Origin of the sequence: Henriciella pelagia (assembly GCF_002088945.1) — a bacterium.
Taxonomy (GTDB): domain Bacteria; phylum Pseudomonadota; class Alphaproteobacteria; order Caulobacterales; family Hyphomonadaceae; genus Henriciella; species Henriciella pelagia.
The window spans coordinates 43,070-63,069 of record NZ_NCSU01000007.1; the positions used below are offsets into that span (position 1 = coordinate 43,070).

General features: G+C 59.7%; 25 protein-coding genes. 7 read left to right on the forward strand and 18 right to left on the reverse strand.

The window, feature by feature from the left end; translation table 11 throughout:
• Positions 1-184: 184 nt before the first annotated feature.
• The 3 genes from B8746_RS02730 to B8746_RS02740 all read left to right on the forward strand — a co-directional run bounded on the left by B8746_RS02730 (position 185) and on the right by B8746_RS02740 (position 2,630).
• Positions 185-1,039: an undecaprenyl-diphosphate phosphatase gene (locus B8746_RS02730; RefSeq protein WP_084391710.1), complete on the forward strand. Its 855-nt coding sequence runs from the start codon at positions 185-187 to the stop codon at positions 1,037-1,039.
• A 65-nt stretch (positions 1,040-1,104) separates the two neighbouring features.
• A complete protein-coding gene (locus B8746_RS02735) occupies positions 1,105-1,668 on the forward strand; it encodes a PA2169 family four-helix-bundle protein (RefSeq protein ID WP_084391711.1) in 564 nt (187 codons plus the stop codon).
• Positions 1,669-2,009: 341 nt separating this feature from the next.
• A complete protein-coding gene (locus B8746_RS02740; RefSeq protein WP_084391712.1) occupies positions 2,010-2,630 on the forward strand; it encodes an energy transducer TonB in 621 nt (206 codons plus the stop codon).
• A 5-nt stretch (positions 2,631-2,635) separates the two neighbouring features.
• On the opposite strand, the gene B8746_RS02745 is transcribed toward B8746_RS02740, so the two are convergent.
• Entirely contained in the window at positions 2,636-3,640 is a 1,005-nt protein-coding gene (locus B8746_RS02745; RefSeq protein WP_084391713.1) for a complex I NDUFA9 subunit family protein, read from the reverse strand.
• 250 nt (positions 3,641-3,890) lie between these two features.
• Between B8746_RS02745 and B8746_RS02750 the strand changes: the two genes are divergently transcribed.
• A complete protein-coding gene (locus B8746_RS02750) occupies positions 3,891-4,988 on the forward strand; it encodes a GGDEF domain-containing protein (RefSeq protein ID WP_084391714.1) in 1,098 nt (365 codons plus the stop codon).
• Here the strand turns inward: B8746_RS02750 and B8746_RS02755 are convergent.
• From B8746_RS02755 to B8746_RS02790, 8 genes are read right to left on the reverse strand one after another with little or no spacing between them, the layout of a single operon-like run.
• Positions 4,975-5,319, reverse strand: a complete 345-nt coding sequence (locus B8746_RS02755; protein ID WP_143434508.1) for a hypothetical protein — start codon at positions 5,317-5,319, stop codon at positions 4,975-4,977. The two genes, B8746_RS02750 and B8746_RS02755, sit on opposite strands and share 14 nt — an antisense overlap.
• A gap of 8 nt (positions 5,320-5,327) precedes the next feature.
• Complete coding sequence (locus tag B8746_RS02760; protein WP_084391716.1) at positions 5,328-6,401, reverse strand: EscU/YscU/HrcU family type III secretion system export apparatus switch protein; 1,074 nt, start codon at positions 6,399-6,401, stop codon at positions 5,328-5,330.
• Positions 6,402-6,419: 18 nt separating this feature from the next.
• Complete coding sequence (locus tag B8746_RS02765) at positions 6,420-7,163, reverse strand: flagellar biosynthetic protein FliR (RefSeq protein WP_233123876.1); 744 nt, start codon at positions 7,161-7,163, stop codon at positions 6,420-6,422.
• An 11-nt stretch (positions 7,164-7,174) separates the two neighbouring features.
• The gene (locus B8746_RS02770) at positions 7,175-9,253 is read right to left on the reverse strand and encodes a flagellar biosynthesis protein FlhA (RefSeq protein ID WP_084391718.1); all 2,079 of its coding nucleotides are present in this window, start codon (positions 9,251-9,253) and stop codon (positions 7,175-7,177) included.
• A gap of 7 nt (positions 9,254-9,260) precedes the next feature.
• Complete coding sequence (locus B8746_RS02775; protein ID WP_084391719.1) at positions 9,261-9,524, reverse strand: flagellar biosynthetic protein FliQ; 264 nt, start codon at positions 9,522-9,524, stop codon at positions 9,261-9,263.
• A 12-nt stretch (positions 9,525-9,536) separates the two neighbouring features.
• Positions 9,537-9,833, reverse strand: coding sequence for a flagellar hook-basal body complex protein FliE (locus B8746_RS02780; RefSeq protein ID WP_084391720.1), 297 nt, complete (start codon positions 9,831-9,833; stop codon positions 9,537-9,539).
• Positions 9,834-9,842: 9 nt separating this feature from the next.
• Entirely contained in the window at positions 9,843-10,217 is a 375-nt protein-coding gene (locus B8746_RS02785; RefSeq protein ID WP_084391721.1) for a flagellar basal body rod C-terminal domain-containing protein, read from the reverse strand.
• A gap of 15 nt (positions 10,218-10,232) precedes the next feature.
• Positions 10,233-10,580 carry a flagellar biosynthesis protein FlgB gene (locus tag B8746_RS02790; RefSeq protein WP_233123878.1) on the reverse strand — a complete coding sequence of 116 codons (348 nt, stop codon included), beginning with the start codon at positions 10,578-10,580 and terminating at the stop codon, positions 10,233-10,235.
• Positions 10,581-10,664: 84 nt separating this feature from the next.
• Here B8746_RS02790 and B8746_RS02795 point away from each other — a divergent pair, with 84 nt between their 5' ends.
• The gene (locus B8746_RS02795; protein ID WP_084391722.1) at positions 10,665-11,987 is read left to right on the forward strand and encodes a FliI/YscN family ATPase; all 1,323 of its coding nucleotides are present in this window, start codon (positions 10,665-10,667) and stop codon (positions 11,985-11,987) included.
• 6 nt (positions 11,988-11,993) lie between these two features.
• On the opposite strand, the gene B8746_RS02800 is transcribed toward B8746_RS02795, so the two are convergent.
• The 6 genes from B8746_RS02800 to B8746_RS02825 all read right to left on the reverse strand — a co-directional run bounded on the left by B8746_RS02800 (position 11,994) and on the right by B8746_RS02825 (position 16,087).
• Complete coding sequence (locus tag B8746_RS02800; protein ID WP_084391723.1) at positions 11,994-12,827, reverse strand: DUF1217 domain-containing protein; 834 nt, start codon at positions 12,825-12,827, stop codon at positions 11,994-11,996.
• Positions 12,828-12,831: 4 nt separating this feature from the next.
• The gene (locus B8746_RS02805; protein ID WP_084391724.1) at positions 12,832-13,266 is read right to left on the reverse strand and encodes a flagellar biosynthesis repressor FlbT; all 435 of its coding nucleotides are present in this window, start codon (positions 13,264-13,266) and stop codon (positions 12,832-12,834) included.
• The gene (gene flaF, locus B8746_RS02810) at positions 13,266-13,655 is read right to left on the reverse strand and encodes a flagellar biosynthesis regulator FlaF (protein ID WP_084391725.1); all 390 of its coding nucleotides are present in this window, start codon (positions 13,653-13,655) and stop codon (positions 13,266-13,268) included. The genes B8746_RS02805 and flaF overlap by 1 nt, the downstream gene beginning before the upstream one ends.
• Positions 13,656-13,721: 66 nt before the next feature.
• Positions 13,722-15,302, reverse strand: coding sequence for a flagellin (locus B8746_RS02815; RefSeq protein ID WP_084391726.1), 1,581 nt, complete (start codon positions 15,300-15,302; stop codon positions 13,722-13,724).
• A 150-nt stretch (positions 15,303-15,452) separates the two neighbouring features.
• Positions 15,453-15,836: a hypothetical protein gene (locus tag B8746_RS02820; protein ID WP_084391727.1), complete on the reverse strand. Its 384-nt coding sequence runs from the start codon at positions 15,834-15,836 to the stop codon at positions 15,453-15,455.
• Entirely contained in the window at positions 15,833-16,087 is a 255-nt protein-coding gene (locus B8746_RS02825) for a hypothetical protein (protein WP_143434509.1), read from the reverse strand. The genes B8746_RS02820 and B8746_RS02825 overlap by 4 nt, the downstream gene beginning before the upstream one ends.
• Positions 16,088-16,267: 180 nt before the next feature.
• Here B8746_RS02825 and fliK point away from each other — a divergent pair, with 180 nt between their 5' ends.
• Positions 16,268-17,629 carry a flagellar hook-length control protein FliK gene (gene fliK / locus B8746_RS02830; RefSeq protein WP_084391729.1) on the forward strand — a complete coding sequence of 454 codons (1,362 nt, stop codon included), beginning with the start codon at positions 16,268-16,270 and terminating at the stop codon, positions 17,627-17,629.
• A gap of 11 nt (positions 17,630-17,640) precedes the next feature.
• Positions 17,641-18,315, forward strand: a complete 675-nt coding sequence (locus B8746_RS02835) for a flagellar hook assembly protein FlgD (RefSeq protein WP_084391730.1) — start codon at positions 17,641-17,643, stop codon at positions 18,313-18,315.
• A gap of 21 nt (positions 18,316-18,336) precedes the next feature.
• Here the strand turns inward: B8746_RS02835 and B8746_RS02840 are convergent, their stop codons facing one another.
• Genes B8746_RS02840 through flgA form a run of 3 tightly spaced genes read right to left on the reverse strand, consistent with a single transcriptional unit; the run spans position 18,337 to position 20,000 of the window.
• The gene (locus tag B8746_RS02840) at positions 18,337-18,882 is read right to left on the reverse strand and encodes a flagellar basal body-associated FliL family protein (RefSeq protein WP_084391731.1); all 546 of its coding nucleotides are present in this window, start codon (positions 18,880-18,882) and stop codon (positions 18,337-18,339) included.
• Between the two features lie 9 nt (positions 18,883-18,891).
• Positions 18,892-19,599: a flagellar basal body L-ring protein FlgH gene (locus B8746_RS02845; protein WP_233123880.1), complete on the reverse strand. Its 708-nt coding sequence runs from the start codon at positions 19,597-19,599 to the stop codon at positions 18,892-18,894.
• Positions 19,596-20,000 carry a flagellar basal body P-ring formation chaperone FlgA gene (gene flgA / locus B8746_RS02850; protein WP_084391733.1) on the reverse strand — a complete coding sequence of 135 codons (405 nt, stop codon included), beginning with the start codon at positions 19,998-20,000 and terminating at the stop codon, positions 19,596-19,598. The genes B8746_RS02845 and flgA overlap by 4 nt, the downstream gene beginning before the upstream one ends.

Sequence of the window (20,000 nt, forward strand, 5' to 3'; positions counted from 1 at the left end):
AATTGCACCCATAGATATCATATTGATATTTAATTTCTGCGAATATTTGCCTTATACCGCAGCCCGCCACCGAAATCAAGATCATCATATATCAGTTTGATATATATATAGCACTGGGATGTATTGTTAAAGAATCCATGCCAAACAGACTAAAGCAATCCCGGCAAAGGCGGAGTCCGGCCCCATGTCCCTGTTCCAGCTCCTGATCATCGCCGCTATCCAGGGCATTACCGAATGGCTGCCGATCTCTTCCTCGGCGCATGTCCTGCTCCTGTCTGACACGTTCGGCGCAGACGGGCGCGACGAGCTTTTGCTGAATGCCGTCTCCAATCTCGGCACGCTTGCGGCGATGCTGGTCTATTTCCGGAAGGATGTGGCAAGCGCAGTTGTCGGCGGTTTCGAACTTGCCGCAGCGCCGGTCACAAAGCGCGCCCTTTCCCCCGGCGCGCGCCTCGCCGCCTGCGTGCTGATCGCGACGCCGGTCGCGCTCGTGGCGGCGCTTCTCTATGAAGGCTTCCTGCCCGAAGACGCTCAGAATGCCCTGCGCAGTGTGCCAACTGTCGCCGGTGCGACCATCGTGTTCGGCCTGCTGCTGTGGTGGGCGGACGCAAGAGGCGCGCACAACCGCAAGGAAGAGGACATGACCTTCCTGCATGCGCTGATAATCGGGGCAACGCAGGCCGTGGCAGCGATCATTCCGGGCACGAGCCGATCCGGTATCACGATGACGGCAGCGAGGGCGCTGGGTTATGACCGCACGGAAGCGGCGCGTTTCTCGATGCTGATCGGCGCGCCGATCCTGGCAGCAGCCGGGCTTTATGGGGCGTATGGCCTCTTCACCGCAGACCCGGAAGCTGGGGCGATGCTTACCTTTGAAGACGGCATGATCGTGGCGGCAGTGGCTTTCATTACGGGGCTGGCCTCGATCTGGGGGCTGATGGCGCTGCTGAAGCGGATGAGCTTCCTGCCTTTCGTGATCTACCGGGTCCTGCTGGGGGTGCTGCTGTTCGCCATGATGCCCTATATGGCCACAAGTTAATCTGCCGCCCGGAACAAGCGCGGCGATCTTTTCGTTCTGCACTCACTCCAGAATGGAAGGAATACATGATGAAGAAATCACTCCTCGCAGGCGTTGCGCTTGCACTCCCGCTGAGCTTTGCCGCCTGCTCTTCAGCAGGTCTCACGCCATCTGAAACGGCTGTTGCCGAGACCCCGGCCCCGATGTCGGAAACCATGCAGAAGGAAGTGGCCGAGCTCAACAAGCTGACCCGCATCTATATCGATGCTGCAGCCCTCTATAAGCAGGCCGCCGATATCCCCGACGATACCAAATCACTGAAGCCGGCCCTGCTTGAGCTTGCCAAGGAAAAGAACATGCAGCGCGACCTGCTCCAGGACCGCGTGCTTGAGATCGGCGGCAAGCCTGCAGAACATGGCGAAGCGCTCGGCACCGCCCATCGCGGCTTTACCAGCCTGCGCACCATCGTCGACAATGATACGGAAGTCGCGGTTGAGGAGGTGCTTCGCGGCGAGCGTTACATCCTTGAAGAGCTGAACAAGGCCATGCCGAACACGGTCACGCCGGAAACCAAGCAGCTGCTCGCCAATCTGCGCACAGACACTGAAAGGGAAATTTCGCGTCTTGAGCAGATCGATCAGGCGGTCTGACCCCTGCCACATCTGATGATAAAGCCCGCCTTCACCCGGCGGGCTTTTTTATTGCGCTCAAGACGACGCGCGCAGTTGGCAAGGCCTCCTCCGCACGCCGCTCCTTCCGCTATATGCGTCCCTTCGCCTGCGGAAAGTCCTGTTTCATGAACTTAAAGACAGAGATTCCAGCGGGAAGCTGATCAGAATGTGATGATTTGCGGGCAAGCGAGGCCCAATGGCGGCAACAGGACGGCGTGTCCGGACAGGAAATGTCTGGTGTCGGGGCGAGGTTTCGGTTTCAATTCTGGGTGGGCTCCACACACTGACCATCATCTGCCCGAAGCGGAGGTGACACCGGCATGAGCTACAAGAAGCGTGAAAAGAAATCCGACACGCTCGAAGTGCGTCTTCCGCATTCCAGGAAGGAAGCGTTCAAGACCGCATGCGAGGAACAAGGCGTAACCGCCAGCCACGCCGTGCGGACATTTGTCGATGCCTACATCAGACGCTCGCGGCGGGTGAAACTCAAGACCATCACCCAGGAGCTCGTCATAACCCTCATCAAGAACCCTCTGAAGACGACTGGAGGCCTTGCCGCTGGTGCATCTGCCATCGCCGCCGCTTTCGCCATCTTCGCGCTGCCGAGTACGGCTGAGCCGGTTTACGTGGACCCGATTGAATTGCCCAAGCCCGTCTACCCAAGACTGATGGCCGAAAAACGCATCAGCTCAAGATGCGACTCCACGTTTGCCATTTCAGCGAAGGGAACAGTTGAGCCCGGCATCAAGGTTGTCTGCACCGAGCCAGGCTTTGAAGACAGTACCCGGGATGCCATCCGGACCCTGCGTTTCGAGCCACAAAAAGAAAACGGCGTTGCGGTCCGCGTTCCGAGCGCGACCTATACACTCTGGTATGAAATCCGTCTCGAGGGCGAGAGCAACGCTGCCATCACCGAAGATATTTTCGGCCCTGACAGATAGACCGCTCAGGCTTCGCCCTTCTGGTGGAACTCGCCATAGGGGCGGTAACGCCAGAGATAGGTCGGGGTGATTGCTTCCACGCTTTCAATGTCTGTGACGCCGAGATTTCTGAGGGTGAGAGCGTCATCAGCCACGACATTGTCGCTCTTGAGCATATCGACCTGATCACCCGTGATTGGCGGCGGGCCGAAGACTGTGTGCAGGGGCAGGAACGGGATGCGCCAGATTGCACCAAAGGCGAGCCCCATCGGCTTGGCGAGGAAGAAGGGCAGCGGCAGGGCGTAGCGCTTGCGGTCCGTGATCTCGCCGATGAGGCTGTAAATCTCGTTGATGGTGTAGACGCGCGGGCCGCCAAGCTCAAAGGTCTTGCCCTCGACATCGTCTCGGGAGACGGCAGCGGCGATGGCATCTGCCACGTCGCCGGCATAGACCGGCTGCAGCTTTGTCTTGCCGCCGCCAATGGCAGGCAGGAAGGGCGCAACTGTCGAGACCGGATGCGACGCCATGCCGGCAAAGCGGTTGAAGAAGTCATCTTCGGGACCGAACACAATGGATGGGCGAAGCACGACGGCACCCGGAAACGCCTTGCGAACCCCGAGTTCGGCTTCGGCCTTGGTGCGGGCATAGTCGGACGGCGAATCGACATCGGCACCGATCGCGGAAATCTGGACAAGACGTCTCACGCCGGCATTGGTGGCGGCCTCTGCAACATTGATGGCGCCGTCGCGCTGGGCGGCCTCAAAGTTCTGCTGGCCCTTTTCATAAAGGATGCCGACAAGGTTCACGACCGCGTCGGCGCCTTCGACGGCCCGCTCGACCGAAGCACGGTTACGGATATTGGCCTGGACCAGATCGACCCATCCGGGCGGTCCGGCAAGCCTGACATCTCCAGCGAGGTGCGGACGGCGAACCGCGACGCGGACGCGCCATCCAGCCTCAACGAGCGTGCGGGCGGCGTAGCGACCGATGAAGCCGGAACCGCCGAAAAGAGTTACGAGACCTTTGGCCATGCGCTTGGTGATCCCTCATATTGCAGGTCACTGATTCTGGTTGCGGGTTTCATCACGCTTGCAGCCAATTGTCCATGCGGCGAATGGCGTGAACCGCACCCCGGCCCCCTGCTCAAGCCAGTTCACCCACAAATTGGTGGGCGTGCCCCAAATAAATTCGCTTTGAATCGCGAATTCTTCGCAGTTTTAACCAAATAGCCAGCTTCATGCGGCAAGTTATACTTCACTAATCTCTAAAGGTCTGGCAGTGATGACAGCAGCAGCGGCGAAACAACCGATCCCACTCGGCATTCCCGGCAGAGGTCCCGAAGAGGTCGAGGAATCCTACCGATTCTCCGAAATGGCCCTCGCCCTCATCGAAGAGCACAATACCCCGCCCTTCCCGGAAACCTATGCTTTCTGGTATTCCTATGCCTCCCGCACCAGCGATAGCCTGGTCAGCGCGGTCGACAGGATGATCGAGGGGCGCTCAGAAATCAGCCGCTATGAAATGGGCGAGATCGCCAAGGCTCACCTGCCGAAGGAAGATGAGCTGACACGCACCAATGAGCGGATCGGCAAGGAATTCAGCGCGCGCATATCTGACGTGGTGGACCTTGTGCGCAGCGGCGCGAGCGACAGCAATGAATTCCAGAAAGCCCTGGACAGCATCGGCGCCGACCTTCCGGACCAGATCACACAGGAGGGCCTCAAAAAGGTCCTCGCGCGACTGATCGAGGAAAACCAGCACATGGTGGAACGTAGCCGCGCACTGCATGCCGGACTGGAAAAATCCCAGGAGCAGATCGCACAGCTAAGCATCGAACTTGATGATGTGCGCAAGCAGAGCACGCGTGACCCGCTCACCGGCGTTGCCAATCGCCGCTCCTTTGACGCTCATCTTGAGCAATCCATCGCAGCGGCCCTGAAGACGGGCGAGAGCCTCTGTCTGGTCATGGCGGATATCGACCATTTCAAGAACATCAACGATAATTTCGGCCATCAGGTCGGCGATGATGTCCTGAAAGTCTTCGCGCACCTGATCCGCAAGAACGTCAAAGGCCGCGACCTGGTGGCCCGATATGGCGGAGAGGAATTTGCGATCATCCTGCCAAAGACCGAGGCTCACTCCGCCGTAAAGCTTATCGACAGCATTCGTGAACAGATCAGCCAGAAGCGCCTTCTGCTGCGGCAGTCCCGTGAGAAACTGGGACAGATCACTGCATCCTTCGGTGTCGCCGCCTATGAGAATGGCATCAGCTCTGCCGAGTTCATCGAGAAGGCCGACGTCCAGCTTTATCGGGCCAAGCGCACGGGCCGGAACAAGGTGTGCCTGTCGGAGCGCTCCTGCGAGACTATTTCCGGCTAGACACAATGTCTTTCAGGCTCTGCTCTGATCCGAAAGCGCGCTTGAGGTGTTTCCTGCGGATTGCAAGCGTTTCCTCGCATAGCGCCACGACGGATTTCTGCGCCTCGATCTGGCCGAGCAGACGGGTCGAGTTCCCAAACCGGTCTGACAGGCTGAGCGCGGCATAGTCCTGCTCGCAGTCGGGTGCAGCCGAGCGCAATTCTGCTTGCAGCGCCGCGAGCTTCGCCTTTTCCTCATCCAGGCTGATCCTTGCCTGCCCCAGGGCCTGCTCGGCATTCTGACGCCGCAGGGCAACAAGCCGCGTCAGGGTATGGGCGGTCCTCGGCTTCATGGCTGCCATCACATGTGATCCTTCAGCCGGTCGACGAAGCTGATGGCCGCAGCGACAGCGGCGAAGTGTTCGGGGTGGATCTCTTCATCAATGTCGACCAGACGGTAGATGGAGCGCGCCGAAGGTGGGTCGCGGTAGATCGGCACATCATTCGCCATGGCGACTTCGCGGATGCGGGCCGCGAGATGGTCGACGCCTTTCGCAACACAGACGGGGGCCTTGCTGGAGTCAGGGTCCCATTTGAGCGCCACGGCATAGTGTTCGGGGTTGACCATGATAACCGTCGCTTCCTTCACGTTCTGCATCATCTGGCCCTTGGTGATCTTGGAGGCCTTTTCGCGGCGCGACTGCTTCATGTGCGGGTCGCCTTCGGACTGTTTCATCTCCTTCTTCACCTCTTCCCGCGTCATTTTCAGCTGGTTGGCGTGCATCTGACGCTGGATGGGAAGGTCGATGGCCGCCAGCACGAACTGGAAGGCGCTTACGATCAGGATGAGCAGCATGACCTGGGAGAAGGTATACTGGAAGAATTGCGACAGCTGGACCGCGCTGCTGGCGTAATAGTGCTCAACAAAGAAGAACAGGAAGACAGCGGCGAGGAAGCCGACAAACATCATCTTCGCTGTATCCTTGGCAAAGTCGAGAAGCCCTTTGGGACCGTATTTCTTTTTCAGGTTTTCAGCCGGGTTCAGCTTCTTCACGTCCGGCTTGATCTTCTTGGTGGAGAAGGCAATCGAACCCTGCAGGATCAGCGCACCGATCACGATGACAAAGAGGACAAGGAAGATGGGCAGCGTCCAGACGAGGACATTGGCGAGCCAGCCCCAGGATGCGCTGCCGCCGCCTTCAAAAATGTCGTTGGCGTAGCTGTCGGCGTGGTAGAACAGGGCCTGGAACTCGTTGAAGATACCACCGCCAAGAATCATCCCGAACAGGCCGGCCGAAATCACCATGCCCGCCATCAGGGCGAAGGAGTTGGCCTCCTTTGACTGGGCGACATTGCCTTCGCGGCGCGCCTCTCGCTTTCGCTGCTCGGTGGCCTCGAATTCCTTTTCACCGCCACCATTCTGGTCTTCAGCCACGCCGTCCCGTCCTTCCCGCTAGAGCCAGCCGATCAGGGATGGGATCCGGTCCATCCAGACCATGAGGATTGTGGAGACAGAGACGGCAAGAAGCAACATGCCCGCGCCGACAATGAAAGGCGCGCCAACAAAAGCCACCATCAGGGATGGCAGCGCGCGGTTAATGAAGCCGAGGCAGATATTGTAGAGAAGGTTCACTGCCACGAAGGGCCAGGCAAGAAGCACACCAAAGGCAAAACCGCCAAAAGCACTGCGGGCGAGGAACATCGGGTCGATGCCCGAAATCATGCCGACTGGTATCTCGCTGTAGAGCTGGGTGAAGCGCACAAAGACGCTGACATGGTAGTCCATGGTGAGAAGCAGCGCGGCACCGGCCATCGCCATGATGTTCGCCGTGATCGCCTGGGCCTCGGTTTCGAGTGCGATCCCCAGCATCTGCGAGAAGCCGACGACCTGCGCGATCAGAGTGCCGGTAATGGACAGGATCCAGATCGACAGGCGCAGAAGCACGCCAAGAAAGAGGCCGACCGTCGCTTCCACCCCAAGAATTAGGAAGAAGCCCGGCAGGCTGTCCATGACAGGCGGCGTGATGACATTGGCCGCTGCCAGCGCCGTGGCGAAAGCGATGAGAAGGCCGATCCGCGCGCGAACCGGTACGGTCTGTTCGCCAATGCCCGGCATCAGGAACACGACAAAGGACAGCCGCGCCATGATGATCATGATGAGCGCGATCCAGCCTGACAGCTCCGCAGTCAGGAGCATGGACTGGGTCATCAGACGACGCCGACGATGTACGGCTTGCTTCGGGAGCCGATTTCCTCATAGGCGAGGACGGAGTTGCGGATGCCCTTGCTGGAGAGAACGGTCTGCAGAAAGCGGCGCCGGCGCGACGATGTGGCGATGGCGGCGGTCACGCCCTTCTGGGCGAACTCGTTGAGCTTGGCCTGGACGGAGTTTGTGAGATCTCCGAAAAGCTCCGGTGGCAGGGCGACATCGGACCCGCCATCTTCGCGGTTGATTTCATGCGCGCTGAATTTCTCTTCCCAGCCGGGTGAAATCTGCAGGAGCGGCAGACGCCCCTCATGATCCTGAAGCCTGTCGACGATCTGGAAGCCGAGCCGCTGGCGCACCAGTTCGACAATTCGCGACGGATTCGAGGACTGGGCCTTTGCTTCTCCAATCGTCTCGATGATGAGGAAGAGGTTGCGGATAGAGACCCGCTCTTCCAGCAGCAGGCGAAGGACGGCGAGAAGCTGTTCCGGCGTGACCTTGCCGGGAATGTATTCGTCCAGGAAGCGCTTGTTGGCGGCAGCGCGTTCGCCGTCGCTGATGCGGGTGAGAGCGTCCAGCGTGTCCATCATGACAAGGCGGGTGAAGACGAGCGAGAAGTTAGACTGGATGACTTCCAGCATGTGCGTCGCAAGCACTTCGGTGGCCTCGATTGCTGGAACACCGGCTGCGGCAAGTTCCTGCTTGTTCGTGGTGGGCAGCCAGCGAGCCGATGCCTTGTAGACCGGCTCTTTCACGCGCTCACCATTGAGGTGCGGCAGCTGCTTGTCTTCCATCAGCGCGAGGACCGAGCCCGGACGGAGCGTTCCGCCATCCACTTTCACGCCCTGGATGCGGATGCGATAGGCGTTCCTGGCCAGCGTCGGATTGTCCGTCATGCGGATCGACGGCAGGACGAAGCCATATTCCTCGGCGATGTAACGTCGGATCTTGTCGATGCGGCTCTCAAACCCGTCCGAGCCCTGAAGGACGAGGGCGACGAGATCTGGCGAGACTTCGAGGTGGATTTCGTCGGAATGGATGGAATCGCCGATAACGGCAGGCTCGGGAGCCTCGAAGGCATTGGCTTCGGCTTCTGCGGCCTCCTTTTCCTTCTCTGCCTGGCGGATGAAATAGGCGGCAGCGCCGAAGCCGGCTGCGCCCATCATGAACGGTATGAAGGGCAGGCCCGGGAAAAGCGCGAAAGTGGCGAGGATACCGGCAACAATGGCAAGGGCGGACGGGTTGGCACCAAGCTGCTTCAGCAGGGTGACGTCGATGGCGCCATCTTCCTTGCCCTTGGCGAGGAGGAGCGCGGCAGACACCGAAACAATGACAGCCGGGATCTGCGAGACAAGGCCGTCGCCGACCGTCAGGATGGAATAGTTGGCGAGCGCATCGGTAATACTGAGACCGTGCACGGCGATGCCGAAACCGATACCGGCAATCAGGTTCAGGGCCGTGATGAGAAGGCCGGCAATGGCGTCGCCCTTCACGAATTTGGACGCACCATCGAGGGAGCCGAGAAAGGAGGCTTCTTCCTGTTCCTGCTGGCGGCGTTTCTTGGCTTCTTCATGGCTGATTGCGCCGACCGCGAGATCGCTATCGATGGCGAGCTGCTTGCCGGGCATGGCGTCGAGGGCGAAGCGTGCGCCGACTTCCGCCATGCGACCCGCCCCCTTGGTAATGACCATGAAGTTCACGATCACAAGGACCGCGAAGACGACGAGGCCAACAAACAGGTTGCCGCCCATGATGAACATGGCGAAGCCTTCAATCACCCCTCCGGCGGCATCCGTGCCTGTATGGCCTTCGGAAATGATCAGCTTGGTCGAGGAGACGTTGAGCGCGAGCCGCAGGATCAGCGAAGCGAGCAGCACGCTGGGAAAGGACGAGAAATCGAGCGGCTTCTCGATGAAGATCGACGTCGTGAAAATCAGGATCGCGAAAGCGAAGCTGAGCGTCAGGCCGATATCCATCACCCAGGCCGGAACCGGCAGGACCATGACCAGGATGACCAGCATCAGACCGATCGCGAGCAGCGTTGTCGGCTTGGCAAGGTTCAGGAGGCTGGAAGTCGGCATTCTGCGTCTATCCGGAAATCAGCGGGATCACTGAATTGTTGAAGAAGTTGAGCGCGACATTGGTCATGTAGCCGAGCGTCAGGAAGAAGACGATGACGACCGCCATGATCTTCGGAACGAAGGTCAGAGTCAGTTCCTGGATCGAGGTCAGGGCCTGCAGGAGGCCGATGACAAAACCGATGACCAGCGTGACGCCGAGGATCGGCAGGCTCATCAGGACGGCTGTCCAGAAGGCCCCTCGCAGGATTTCGAAGATCGCAAGCTCGGTCATCTCGCGAAAGCCCTAGACAGGCATCCGCAGGAGTTCCTGATAGGCCTCGACCACCTTGTCGCGGATCGTGACGGCTGCATCGAGGGCAAGCTCTGCATTGGCGAGCGCCTGCACCATGGCGTGCGGGTCCGCGCCGCTGACGGCGGTCTGGATGGCGGTCTGTTCGGCTTGCTGCAGCGTCTGCTTGAACGCCGAGAAGCCTTCGGAGACGGCACCGCCGGTCTCTTCTGGCTTGGCGGCGGGCTTGGCCTGATCGGCCGGCTTGACGGTGTTAAGGGCCGAATAGGCCGCGAAATTCACATTGGTCATTCAGACCCCCTATCGCCGAAGAATGTCGAGCAGGGATTTGTACATGGTACGTGCCTGCTGGAATGAGTTGAGGTTTGCCTCATAGGTGCGGTTGGCTTCGCGCATGTCAGCCATCTCGGTGACGAGCGAGACATTGGACATCGTCACATAGCCTTCGCCGTCGGCCATTGGGTGCGACGGGTTGAATTCGCGCTGGCCTTCGGTCTGGTCGATCTGGATGCGCATGGCCTTGAAGGCTTCGGCATTACCATCCACGACAAGCATCTTGCGGCGGTAGCCGGGTGTGTCGACGTTTGAGATGTTCTGCGAGGTGATGTCGATGCGTTCCGACTGGACGCGCATGCCCTGCATCGCCTGCGCCATCGTATCCTTAATCGAATTCATTGAGCTTCACCCTTTCTATTTCTTCCCGATCGCCGTGCGCAGCAGATCGAGAGACTTGGTGTAGACCGTGAGTGCCATCTCATGCTGGCTCATCGCTTCGGCAGAGCGGTAAAGCTCCTGCTCGATGCTGACCGTGTTGCCATTCGGAGAGGCCGGCGTATCGGCGCGGCGGATCTTGAATTCCTCACTGCCTGCAGGATTTGCGGCCATCCGCGCCATGTAATCCTGGAAGGATTCAAGCTCGCTCGCCTTGAACCCTGGATCATCGGAATGGGCGAGGTTCCTGGCCGCCACGCTCTGATTGTCCGCAGCATGGCGAGCCATTGCGCTGTAGATTTTGAAGACATCCAGATTCGAGAACATGACGCGTCCGCCTTGGTTAACTCTTTGGCAAAACTGGACCTGTACGTTGAATAAAAGGTTAATGGATTCGCGGGTTCTGTTTACATGTTGCAGTTGGCTAAATCCCTGCCGGACCGGTTGTGCCACCTCTGGGGCACCGTGACGGATGTCAGTCCGGGCGTCGTCTCAATTGCGGGGGTCAGCTCGCATGCGGGCGTGGGCAATGAAGTCCTGGTCGACACGGCCGAAGGTGGTGTACGCGGCGAGATCCTCACCATCTCGGGAGACCGGGTAACAGCCTTCCTGTTTGGCAATTCAGACCCGATCCGCATTGGCGACCGCGCCTATATCGACCAGGAAGCGACAGTTACGCCCGGCGATCACTGGATTGGGCAGATCATCAATTATCGCGGTGAGATTGTCGGCGCGGACAAGCCGCCAGCGCCGCGCGGCGCGAAACCCCGCAAGCTGCTCGCCAAGGCCCCGCCAAGCCATCTGCGCAACGGCCTTGGCCCGCGCCTGAAGACCGGGCTGATGGTGACCGACACGCTGATCCCGATCTGTCATGGCCAGCGCCTCGGCCTGTTTGCCGGGTCCGGCGTCGGCAAGTCCACGCTGCTTGGCGCGCTCGCCAATGGCGTTGAAGCCGACCGGATCGTCATCGCGCTGATCGGTGAACGCTCACGCGAGCTGAATGAGTTTGCGACCCACACCTTGCCGGAAAGCGCGCGCAAGAAGTCCGTCATCGTGACGGCTACGGCAAGCGAGCCGCCCGGCGCAAAGAAGCGTGCCGCCTATTGCGCCATGGCGGCTGCCGAACATTTTCGCGATCAGGGCCATCATGTGCTGCTGCTGTTCGATTCGATCACACGCTTTGCCGAAGCCCACCGCGAAGTGGCGCTGATCGGTGGGGAGACCCCTGCCCTGCACGCCTTTCCGCCATCGACCGTGCGCACCATTGCCGAACTCGCCGAACGCTCTGGCCCCGGCGCAACAAGCCAGGGCGACATAACGGCGATCTTCTCGGTCCTTGTCGCAGGCTCCGACATGGAAGAGCCGGTCGCGGACATGATCCGCGGCATTCTGGATGGCCACATCGTCCTGTCGCGGGATATTGCCGAGCGCTACCGCTATCCCGCCATCGACGTGCTGAAGAGTGTTTCGCGCGCCCTGCCACGGGCCGCCAGCGACGACGAGAACCGGTTGCTTTCGCAGTACCGGCGCAATGTCGCACTGTATGAGGAAGTTGCGCCGATGATCCGGGCGAACCTCTATGAAAAGGGCCATGATGCAGAAGGCGACCGCGCGATCGAGCTTTACCCGCGTCTCGACCGGTTCGTATCAGAGACGAATGCTGGCGATATCAAGGACGCTTTCGCGCACCTGTCCAGCCTGTTGAAGACTGGAAGCGACAATCCGGTAGGCTGACCCCTCCTAAAGCAGGCTGAGGAAGAGGTTCTGGCTACCGATGGCGCCAAGACCCGAACCGCCACCAAGCAGGGTCAGCGCCGCATAGCCAGGCGTGGTCGTCGATGGACCGCTATTGACGGTGTTCATGATGTGAAACCGCTGCAGCACCTTGTCGACATTGTCGATATTCACGAGGTCTGAAGCCTTCGAGATGCCGAGAACGCTCTGGAACTTGTCCATCAGGATCGCGGCCTGCCTGTCGATGTCGAGTTTGCTCATCTCGGCTGGCAGGTTGAGCGCCGTCTCGATGACCTGCCGCACCGGCGGATTGCCAAGCAGGCGATAGAGGATCGTGGTCTCGCTCGCCCCGGAGCCTGCAATATCGACGATCTTGGACTGATAGTTCAGGCTGAGGCGCATATTGTCGTCGACGTCTCCGACAGCAGCGCGGAACGCAGCCGTTTCGTAATTGTCGCCGATCGACTCGATCTGGTCTGCCGAGAGGCTGAGCGTGCCGTCCTCGAATTTGAAGGTCTCGGAAAAGCGCGTGTAGTCGGCATTGTTGAGGCGCTGGAGGAAGGTACTGTCGGGGGTCACCGCTTCTTCCAGTACCTTGCGGATGAAGCCGCCTTTCCATTCCTCGCCGCCAAGGTCGAATGCCGTCATCGAGACGCGCAGGAGGCGGCGATCAGACATGAAGTCATCCAGGCTGATCGGCGAGGACAGTTTTTCTGTGAGATAGTTGCGGTCGTTCTTTACGCTGGCGGAATCGGCAAAGCCTTCCAGCTGGCGCGAATAGGTCGACTGGAGGAGCTTCCACCCCCCATAACCGGACAAGGGTATGGCCGGCTGGAACATCGGTTCAGGCCACCTTTGCCTGCTCTGGCATGCGCTGACGCAGGGCGGCGTGGTTCAGCAGCTCTTTCTCAAGTTCGAGAATGTGCTTGAGATGGCAGAGCGCCGAATAATGGTTGCCGCGGCGCATCATCTCACGCAGCTGGCCCATCAGGGTCGTGTCGATGCTGGAAAAGGCGTCTTCCAAGCGGTCGATTTCCTTGAATATGGCGGGCAGGACATTATCGGCCTTGAGGTCGCCAGTGATCAGAAGCTGGATGGCGTAGTAGACCTGCTTGACCGGTGTATCGACGTCTTCCGGGCGCAGCGCGTCGCGGCAGCGAAGGACGCGCGCATCAGCATCGGCCACGCGAAGGCTGGCGGGCTTGTCGCCATTCTCGAGCACGGCTCCGTTCACGACGACGCGCTCGCCGGCAGCGAGTTTCAGGATCAGTCCAGACATCAGGCAGCAACTCCCGCGAGGCCAGAACCCGGGTCGCCGGACAGGCCCGCCATGATGGCTTCGTTGATTTCGATAATTTCGGTGAGGTCGGTCTCACCCGAAAGCACGCGGTGACTGATGCGGCGAACCATTTCGCCAAGGTTGAGCAGTCCGCGGCGCAGTTGCGGGTCAAGCCGGTTATCCGGATTGAGAAGATCAACGGACAGGGCAAGCCAAAGCTGGAGATTGCGATCAATCGCTTCAGCCCAAACGGCAGGAGGCGGCATGTCCTGTGCCGCCACGTCCTTAAGAGCATTCGTGATATCACTAAACAGGGCATATTCGATCTGTTTGTCAGTCGCCGTACGGCTTGTGACGTCGCTATACGCCTTGCGCGCCAGATTGTGCATGGACCCTCACATAGTGTTATCAGGTGAACCGGGCGCGCGAAGCGCCCGGTCCGGTTAGTGTCATTCTTACTGGAACAGCGCCAGAAGTGTCTGCGGCTGACCATTGGCGATTGCAAGCGCCTGGATGCCGAGCTGTTGCTGAACCTGCAGCGCCTGCAGTTTTGCAGAAGCCGCCTCAATGTCTGCGTCAACCATGCTGCCGATACCGGCCGTCATCGAATCGATGAGCGACTGGACGAATTCGGACTGGCCTTCGATCTGCTTCTGAGCCGAACCGAAAGAAGTCGCAGCGTTGATCGCTGTGGACAGCAGGGATTCGATCGTGGTCAGAGCCGTGGAGGCATCGGACGATGTCGAAACGCTGAGCGTCGCCAGGGAGCCGAGGCCGCCGGCTGCAACTGCAGCGTTCTGCGAGGCGAGACCGCTGAGGTTGACTTCAACAGCACCGCCATCGGCTTCAAGCGTCAGTGTGGCTGCGTCAGAAGTTGGATCGTCCGCATCGGTCACAGTAACCGTGAGGTTGGTGATGCTGGCGGCGTCGAGAAGGGCCTTGAGGCCTGCAGCAACGTCGTTGTTCGTGTCACCGTCGACAGCGGTGTAGGTGTAGTCACTTCCGCCGGCACTGACGGTGAACGTGTCACCTGCGGTGATCGTGCCACCAGCGATCGAGACATCAGCGGTTTCAGTGTCAGCAAGCTGTGAAACAGACTTGGTCGAAGCCAGGCCGGACTCATCGAATGCAACGGCAGCGCCGTTCGCCGTCAGCGTGATGGTCGCGTCATTGACAAGTGGGTCAGCAGCATTTGCGCCGCCAGCTGGGTCGAGATTGCTGATCGAGCCTGCATCGATCGCCGTGCGGAGAGCCGCAGCGATGTCGTTGATGGTCTGACCAGCCGTCGCGGTGACGGAGTAGTCGGCACCGCCAACGTTGATCGTAAACACATCACCCGCAGAGATTGCACCGCCCTTGAGCGTGATGGTTGCAGTGTTGCCGTCAGTGATCTGACCGGTCTGGGCCGTCGACATGTAGCCGCCTTCAGAGGCACCCTTGGCAACATCGCTCGGAGTGATCGAGTCAGCCGTCGAAACGTAGCCCGCGTCGGTATTTGCCTTGTCGGCTGCAGCTGTGGCAGCATTCGTCTGCAGGTCGTTGCGGGACACCGTGATGTTTGTTGCCGAAACCGTACCGTCAGCGGCGCGGTCGAGCGATGCAAGCACGCTGATGCTCGCCGTGCCCTTCAGCAGGTTCTGGCCGTTGAACTGAGCGGCGTTGACGATATTGCTGATCGACGTGCTCAGCGCGTCAATGTCGGTCTGGATCTTGGCGCGGTCATCAGCGTTCAGGTCTTCCTGAGCCGACACGATCAGCTCTTTCATGTCCTGAAGCAGGCTGGTGATCTGCTCGGAAGCAGCGCGAGCAACGCCCACAACCGACGAGCCTTTATTCAGCGTGTCGGTGATCTGCTTGAAGCTTTCCACGTCCGTCGACATGACCGTCGAGATTGCCCAGATGGCAGCGTTGTCCTTGGCAGAAGAAACCTTCTTGCCGGTCGAGATTTCCGATTGGACGGTTTCAAGGCTACGGTTGATGTTGCGCAGCGTTTCGAGCGCAACCATCGAACTGGTATTGGTAAGAATGCTAGACATGTGTCAGCCCCTCTGATGTCAGGTTATCGCCTCGCGGCGACCCTTTGTTTCCAAAATTTTTTTGTCGTCCTGACAGCGGGAAAACCCCGAACCAATCTTGGTCTTGAGGTTGAGAGGTAAATGACACAGATGGATAATCCGTTAACCGTGTCAGGCTTTTTTCTCGTAGCCCCCGACCGCTTTGGTAAAGGCGGTTTGAGCGCCATTTGCCTGGTAGGCACCGACGTATGAATTTCCGGCCGAAGAGCCGAGCCGGGAGATCGCGCTGTTCACGCCATTGCGCACGGCATTGAAGTGTCCGGCATTCTCGCTGGCGAGAGAAATAATGCGCTCCATGCGGGCGCTATAATCGGGCAACGCGCGGATCAGTTCAGGTTGCTGGAGCAGCGTGTCGAACGCGCTCATCGCCTTCATCTTCTGCTCAAGCAGACTGGCAGCGGTGCCCGCCTGTCCGGCGAGCAGGGCCTGGTGTTCAGCTTCCAGGACGGACTGGAGGTGATCAAGAATGTTTCCTGCAGCTTCAGGCGTGCTCATTCTGCTTTTCCTTCCTTGTCCAGCCGGGCATAGGCCTCGGCAGCAACGGGGATCGGATCGAGGCCGAGCGGGTGTTGTTCGGCAATGTCCTCGGCGATCGCCTCGATGACGAACTGGGTAAAGGCTTCCGTTCCCTGCCCGCCCGAACGCGTCAGCGCATCTTCAAGTCCCGTATGCCGCAACATCTCTGCCCAGAGCATCTGCTCGAAGCGTTTGGCAATGTCAGAGCGGGCATCTTCAGGCGCGGGCATTGCGGGCGCCTTTTCGGGCGTCTTCGCAGCGAAATTCTGGACTGGAAAATCAACAGGGCCCATGGCGACGCACTTCCCATCCGAGTTTTCTCGCCACCGCGAATTTCCGGGTGGCCGTTAAATCATATTTTACCAGTGTTGGTGCAGGTTTGGTTAAGAGACCACTAATAGGGAGGCAGGATGCCCGCCCCATTTCCCAGCGATTTGCTGAACCTTGCAGACGCCGGACGCTCCACATCTCGCGGGCGCGCACAGGCAATCAGCACGGAGAATGGCCGTGGCTTCGCTTCAGCGCTGAATGGCGCGAAGGCTCTTCCAACAGACAGACAGTCGACTGAAGACAACCTGGTTGCAAACGCCTCACCAATGGCGACCTCCACCCGGCTCACTCTGCCCCTGGTTTCCGACAAGGCACCTGGCGAATGGCCTTCCACAACTCCCGACTCCATGCGGGAAATCGCTATGTCTTCGCCTGAACTCACACAGGCAACCGCAGACGCAGAGCCGATGGCGCCGCTCACTTCACAGGCGGATGCCCCTCCCTCGGAGATCGATCTTGTACCGGGGACCGCGCCAGACGCCTTGACCAGAGCGGCTGAAACGGCCGCAGACCTTGCGCAGGCTTCGAAAGAGGCGGCGGGGCAGCCTGTCGAAACCCAATCGGATGGGACGGCGCCGGATATCATGACCGCACGGACCGACGAGGACGAAGGTGCCGCCAAGCCGAAGGCTGAGATGACGCCTGCCGCAATGGCCAGCGTCATGCCAGCAAGGCCGGAAAAGGCGAATGGAAAGACCAGGGCCGAGCCGCCGGCAGGTGTGAACGCCAGAGCGGCGGGCGTCACCGACATGGCGAAAACCCCACAAATCGGGACGGCAGATACCGCCCAGCGTGAACGTATCAGCAAGCTTGCTGCGCCGATCCGTTCCGAGAGGTCTGTCCCGTCATTTGCCGAAGCAGCCATCGACACGGCAATGACAGGCTCATCCAGCTCGAGCCAGGCTGCACCGGCTCCGTTCCAGAGCCTGATCCAGACAGCTGCGGCACCCTCCGCGCCTTCCGTGAACCTGGCGGCCGGGGCGCTGGCCAGTCCGGCTCAGGCTGCGATGTCCGCAACCCTCGTTGCCGCGCCGGAAGAGATTACCGACATTGTTACCACGCGCCTTGGCGCAGGCGATAGACCAGAGAAGATCGCTATCCAGCTCGACCCACCCGAGCTGGGCCGCGTCTCCATAGAATTCAAATTCGACGGTCAGGGCCTGCAGCATGTTGTGGTGACCGGCGAAACGCCAGAAGCCATGACCAAGCTTCGCCAGATGCACGCACAGCTCGTCCAGTCGCTTGAACAGAACGGCCTGTCAGCCAGCAACATGTCGTTCAGCCAGGACACACCGCAGCGCCATGCGCAATGGCAGGATCGGGTGGGGAACGGCTTCACCGGCGCGATCGAGCGCGAGAACCAGACGGACGTTCAGCACATCGTCAACTATCGCGGACGCACGAACATGATTGCCACATCCGGCATCAACCTCAAACTCTGAGAGGCTCACCCATGAGCACTGTCACTTCAGCAACGAATACGCAGACGAATACCACGGCCCAGCAACAGACCGCGCAATTGTCGCAGCCACAGATGGGCGAGGAATTCGACAACTTCCTGAAGCTCCTGACCGCCCAGCTGCGCAACCAGGATCCGCTCTCTCCGCTCGATTCGACCCAGTTCGTCGAGCAGCTTGCGACCTTCTCCTCGCTTGAGCAGCAGGTGCGCGGCAATGCGAGCCTCGAAAGCATGGCGAGCATGATTGGCGATATTCATGCCATGTTTGCAAGTGAGTGGATCGGCAAGTCCGTGACGGTTGAATCGTCCTGGGTGCCCTATTCCGGGCAGTCGGTGGACTTCATGGTCAATGCGCCAGACGCCGCCGACAAGGCCATCCTGAACATCAAGGACTCGGCCGGCGAAACCATCTGGACCAAGGCACTCGACCTTTCCGACGAGACCCATAGCTGGAATGGACAGACCCTCAGCGGCGTCGAAGCCCAGACCGACCAGATTTTCGAGTTCGGGATCGACCTTTATTCGGGAACGAACTTCCTTGGCACTGCAGCGCCCCAGGTGAAAACCACGGTGACGAATGTCGCCAATGAAAATGGCACAATGCGCGTCGGCACATCGTCCAATCTCTCTGCCAGCGTCGACAAGGTGAGCAAGATCGACGACGAATAGACCCGGTTTCGGACTGCCCGACTAAAGGTCCTGCTTGGCCATATCCAGGATCAGCACATTCCTGATCCCGTCGGAGATGACATCCTGCAGGTTTGCAAGGATCAACGCGCGGATCATTTCGTAATTCTCCACATCGGTCAGCGAGTGCAGCGTATCGCCATCATTCGACAGCTTGATCAGCGTCGTCATGATATTGTCCCGGATCTTGGGCTCCATTGAGAACAGCTTGTCCGATACTGAATTGTCGACTTCGAGATTGAGGTTGAGGATCACGAGGCTGTCGACGCGCTCATTGGAGATGATGGGGACCACGAATTCGCGGGTGAACCGGTAATAGCTCACTTCGCCGGAGCCCGATTTCGCCTCCCCGCCATGCCCGCCCTTGGATTTCTTGTCGCCGTGGCCGTCACCCTTTTTCTCTTCACCATGGCCTGACGAAGTCTTGCCATGCCCGCCAGGCTCCGCGGTCGAGGCATTGGCCGACCCCGAATTCTTCAGGTAGAATCCGCCGGCACCGCCAATAAGAATGAAGAGACCAGCAATAATCGCCGGGATGATCTTGTTCATGGTGTTTCCCTAGAATGGCACGACTTTATCAAGCAGCTTGGGCACAGCGCCGCTCTGGATTGCGGCCGTCGCCTCACCGGAGCTGACATAGGCGAGCTGGGCGTCGGCGATCTTGTCGTAGGTGACGGTATTTGTGCGTGTGATGTCCTGCGAGCGGATAACGCCCTGCACGGTCAGCACGCGGACTTCATTGCTGACGCGGGTCTGCTGATAGCCCTGAATGATCAGGTTGCCGTTCGGCTCAAGCCCGATGACGCGGGCAGCAAGCGTGAAGGTCACCTTTTCCGCACGGTTGATCGCGCCATTACCAGTCAGTGCCTGATTGCGGCTGTAATCGATGCCGGGTGAGAGGCTCGCCCCGTTTGGCAGGAAATTGCCCGCAAGATCGGGCAGACCAAAGAGCGCGTCGAGGTTGAAGTCCGCATTCGTGCCGCGATTGCGCGACAGCGAATTCTGCATGCTGGCGCGGTCGTCCATCTCGACGATCACGGTCAGCAGGTCACCGACCGCCTTGGCGCGGCGCATGCTGAGCAGCGAGTCTGAATTGGTTGTCCACAGCGAATTGGTTTGAGACGCAGGGGCCGTCGTGCGCACTTCGCTGGCGACCGAGACGAGCTGCGGTGGCGGCGGCATCTGCGCAGCCTGCTGCTGGGCGGCATTCGAAGCGCAGGCGGCAAGACCGAGTGCGGCGATGGATGTCGGGATCAAGGGTTTCATTGTGCGAGCACCCATCCTTCGGCCTGGACGATGCCATTGACCATTTTGCGTGATTGCAGGTTGAGAACACTGACCGTGTCATTCTGGGCACCCTCGCCCATGGCACGGCCTGTCGTCGTGATTTCGAGACCGCCGCTGATATACTTGACGGTGACGAGCTGGTTGCGGGTCACGAGGCGAGGGGCCTGCGTGTTGTCGAGGCGAACTTCCTGTCCGGCATAGACCGTGCGGCGAACTTCTCGGCCAATCACCGGGCTGTCGGCGACAGAGCCGCCATCCTCGGTCGATACCATTTCCGGCAGGACAATATCGCCCGCACGGATAACGTCGGTTGCAACGACGCCCTGTGCGCCCGCCATGGCCACGACAGCGCCGGAAACAAGTGAAGCAAGGAGAGCCAT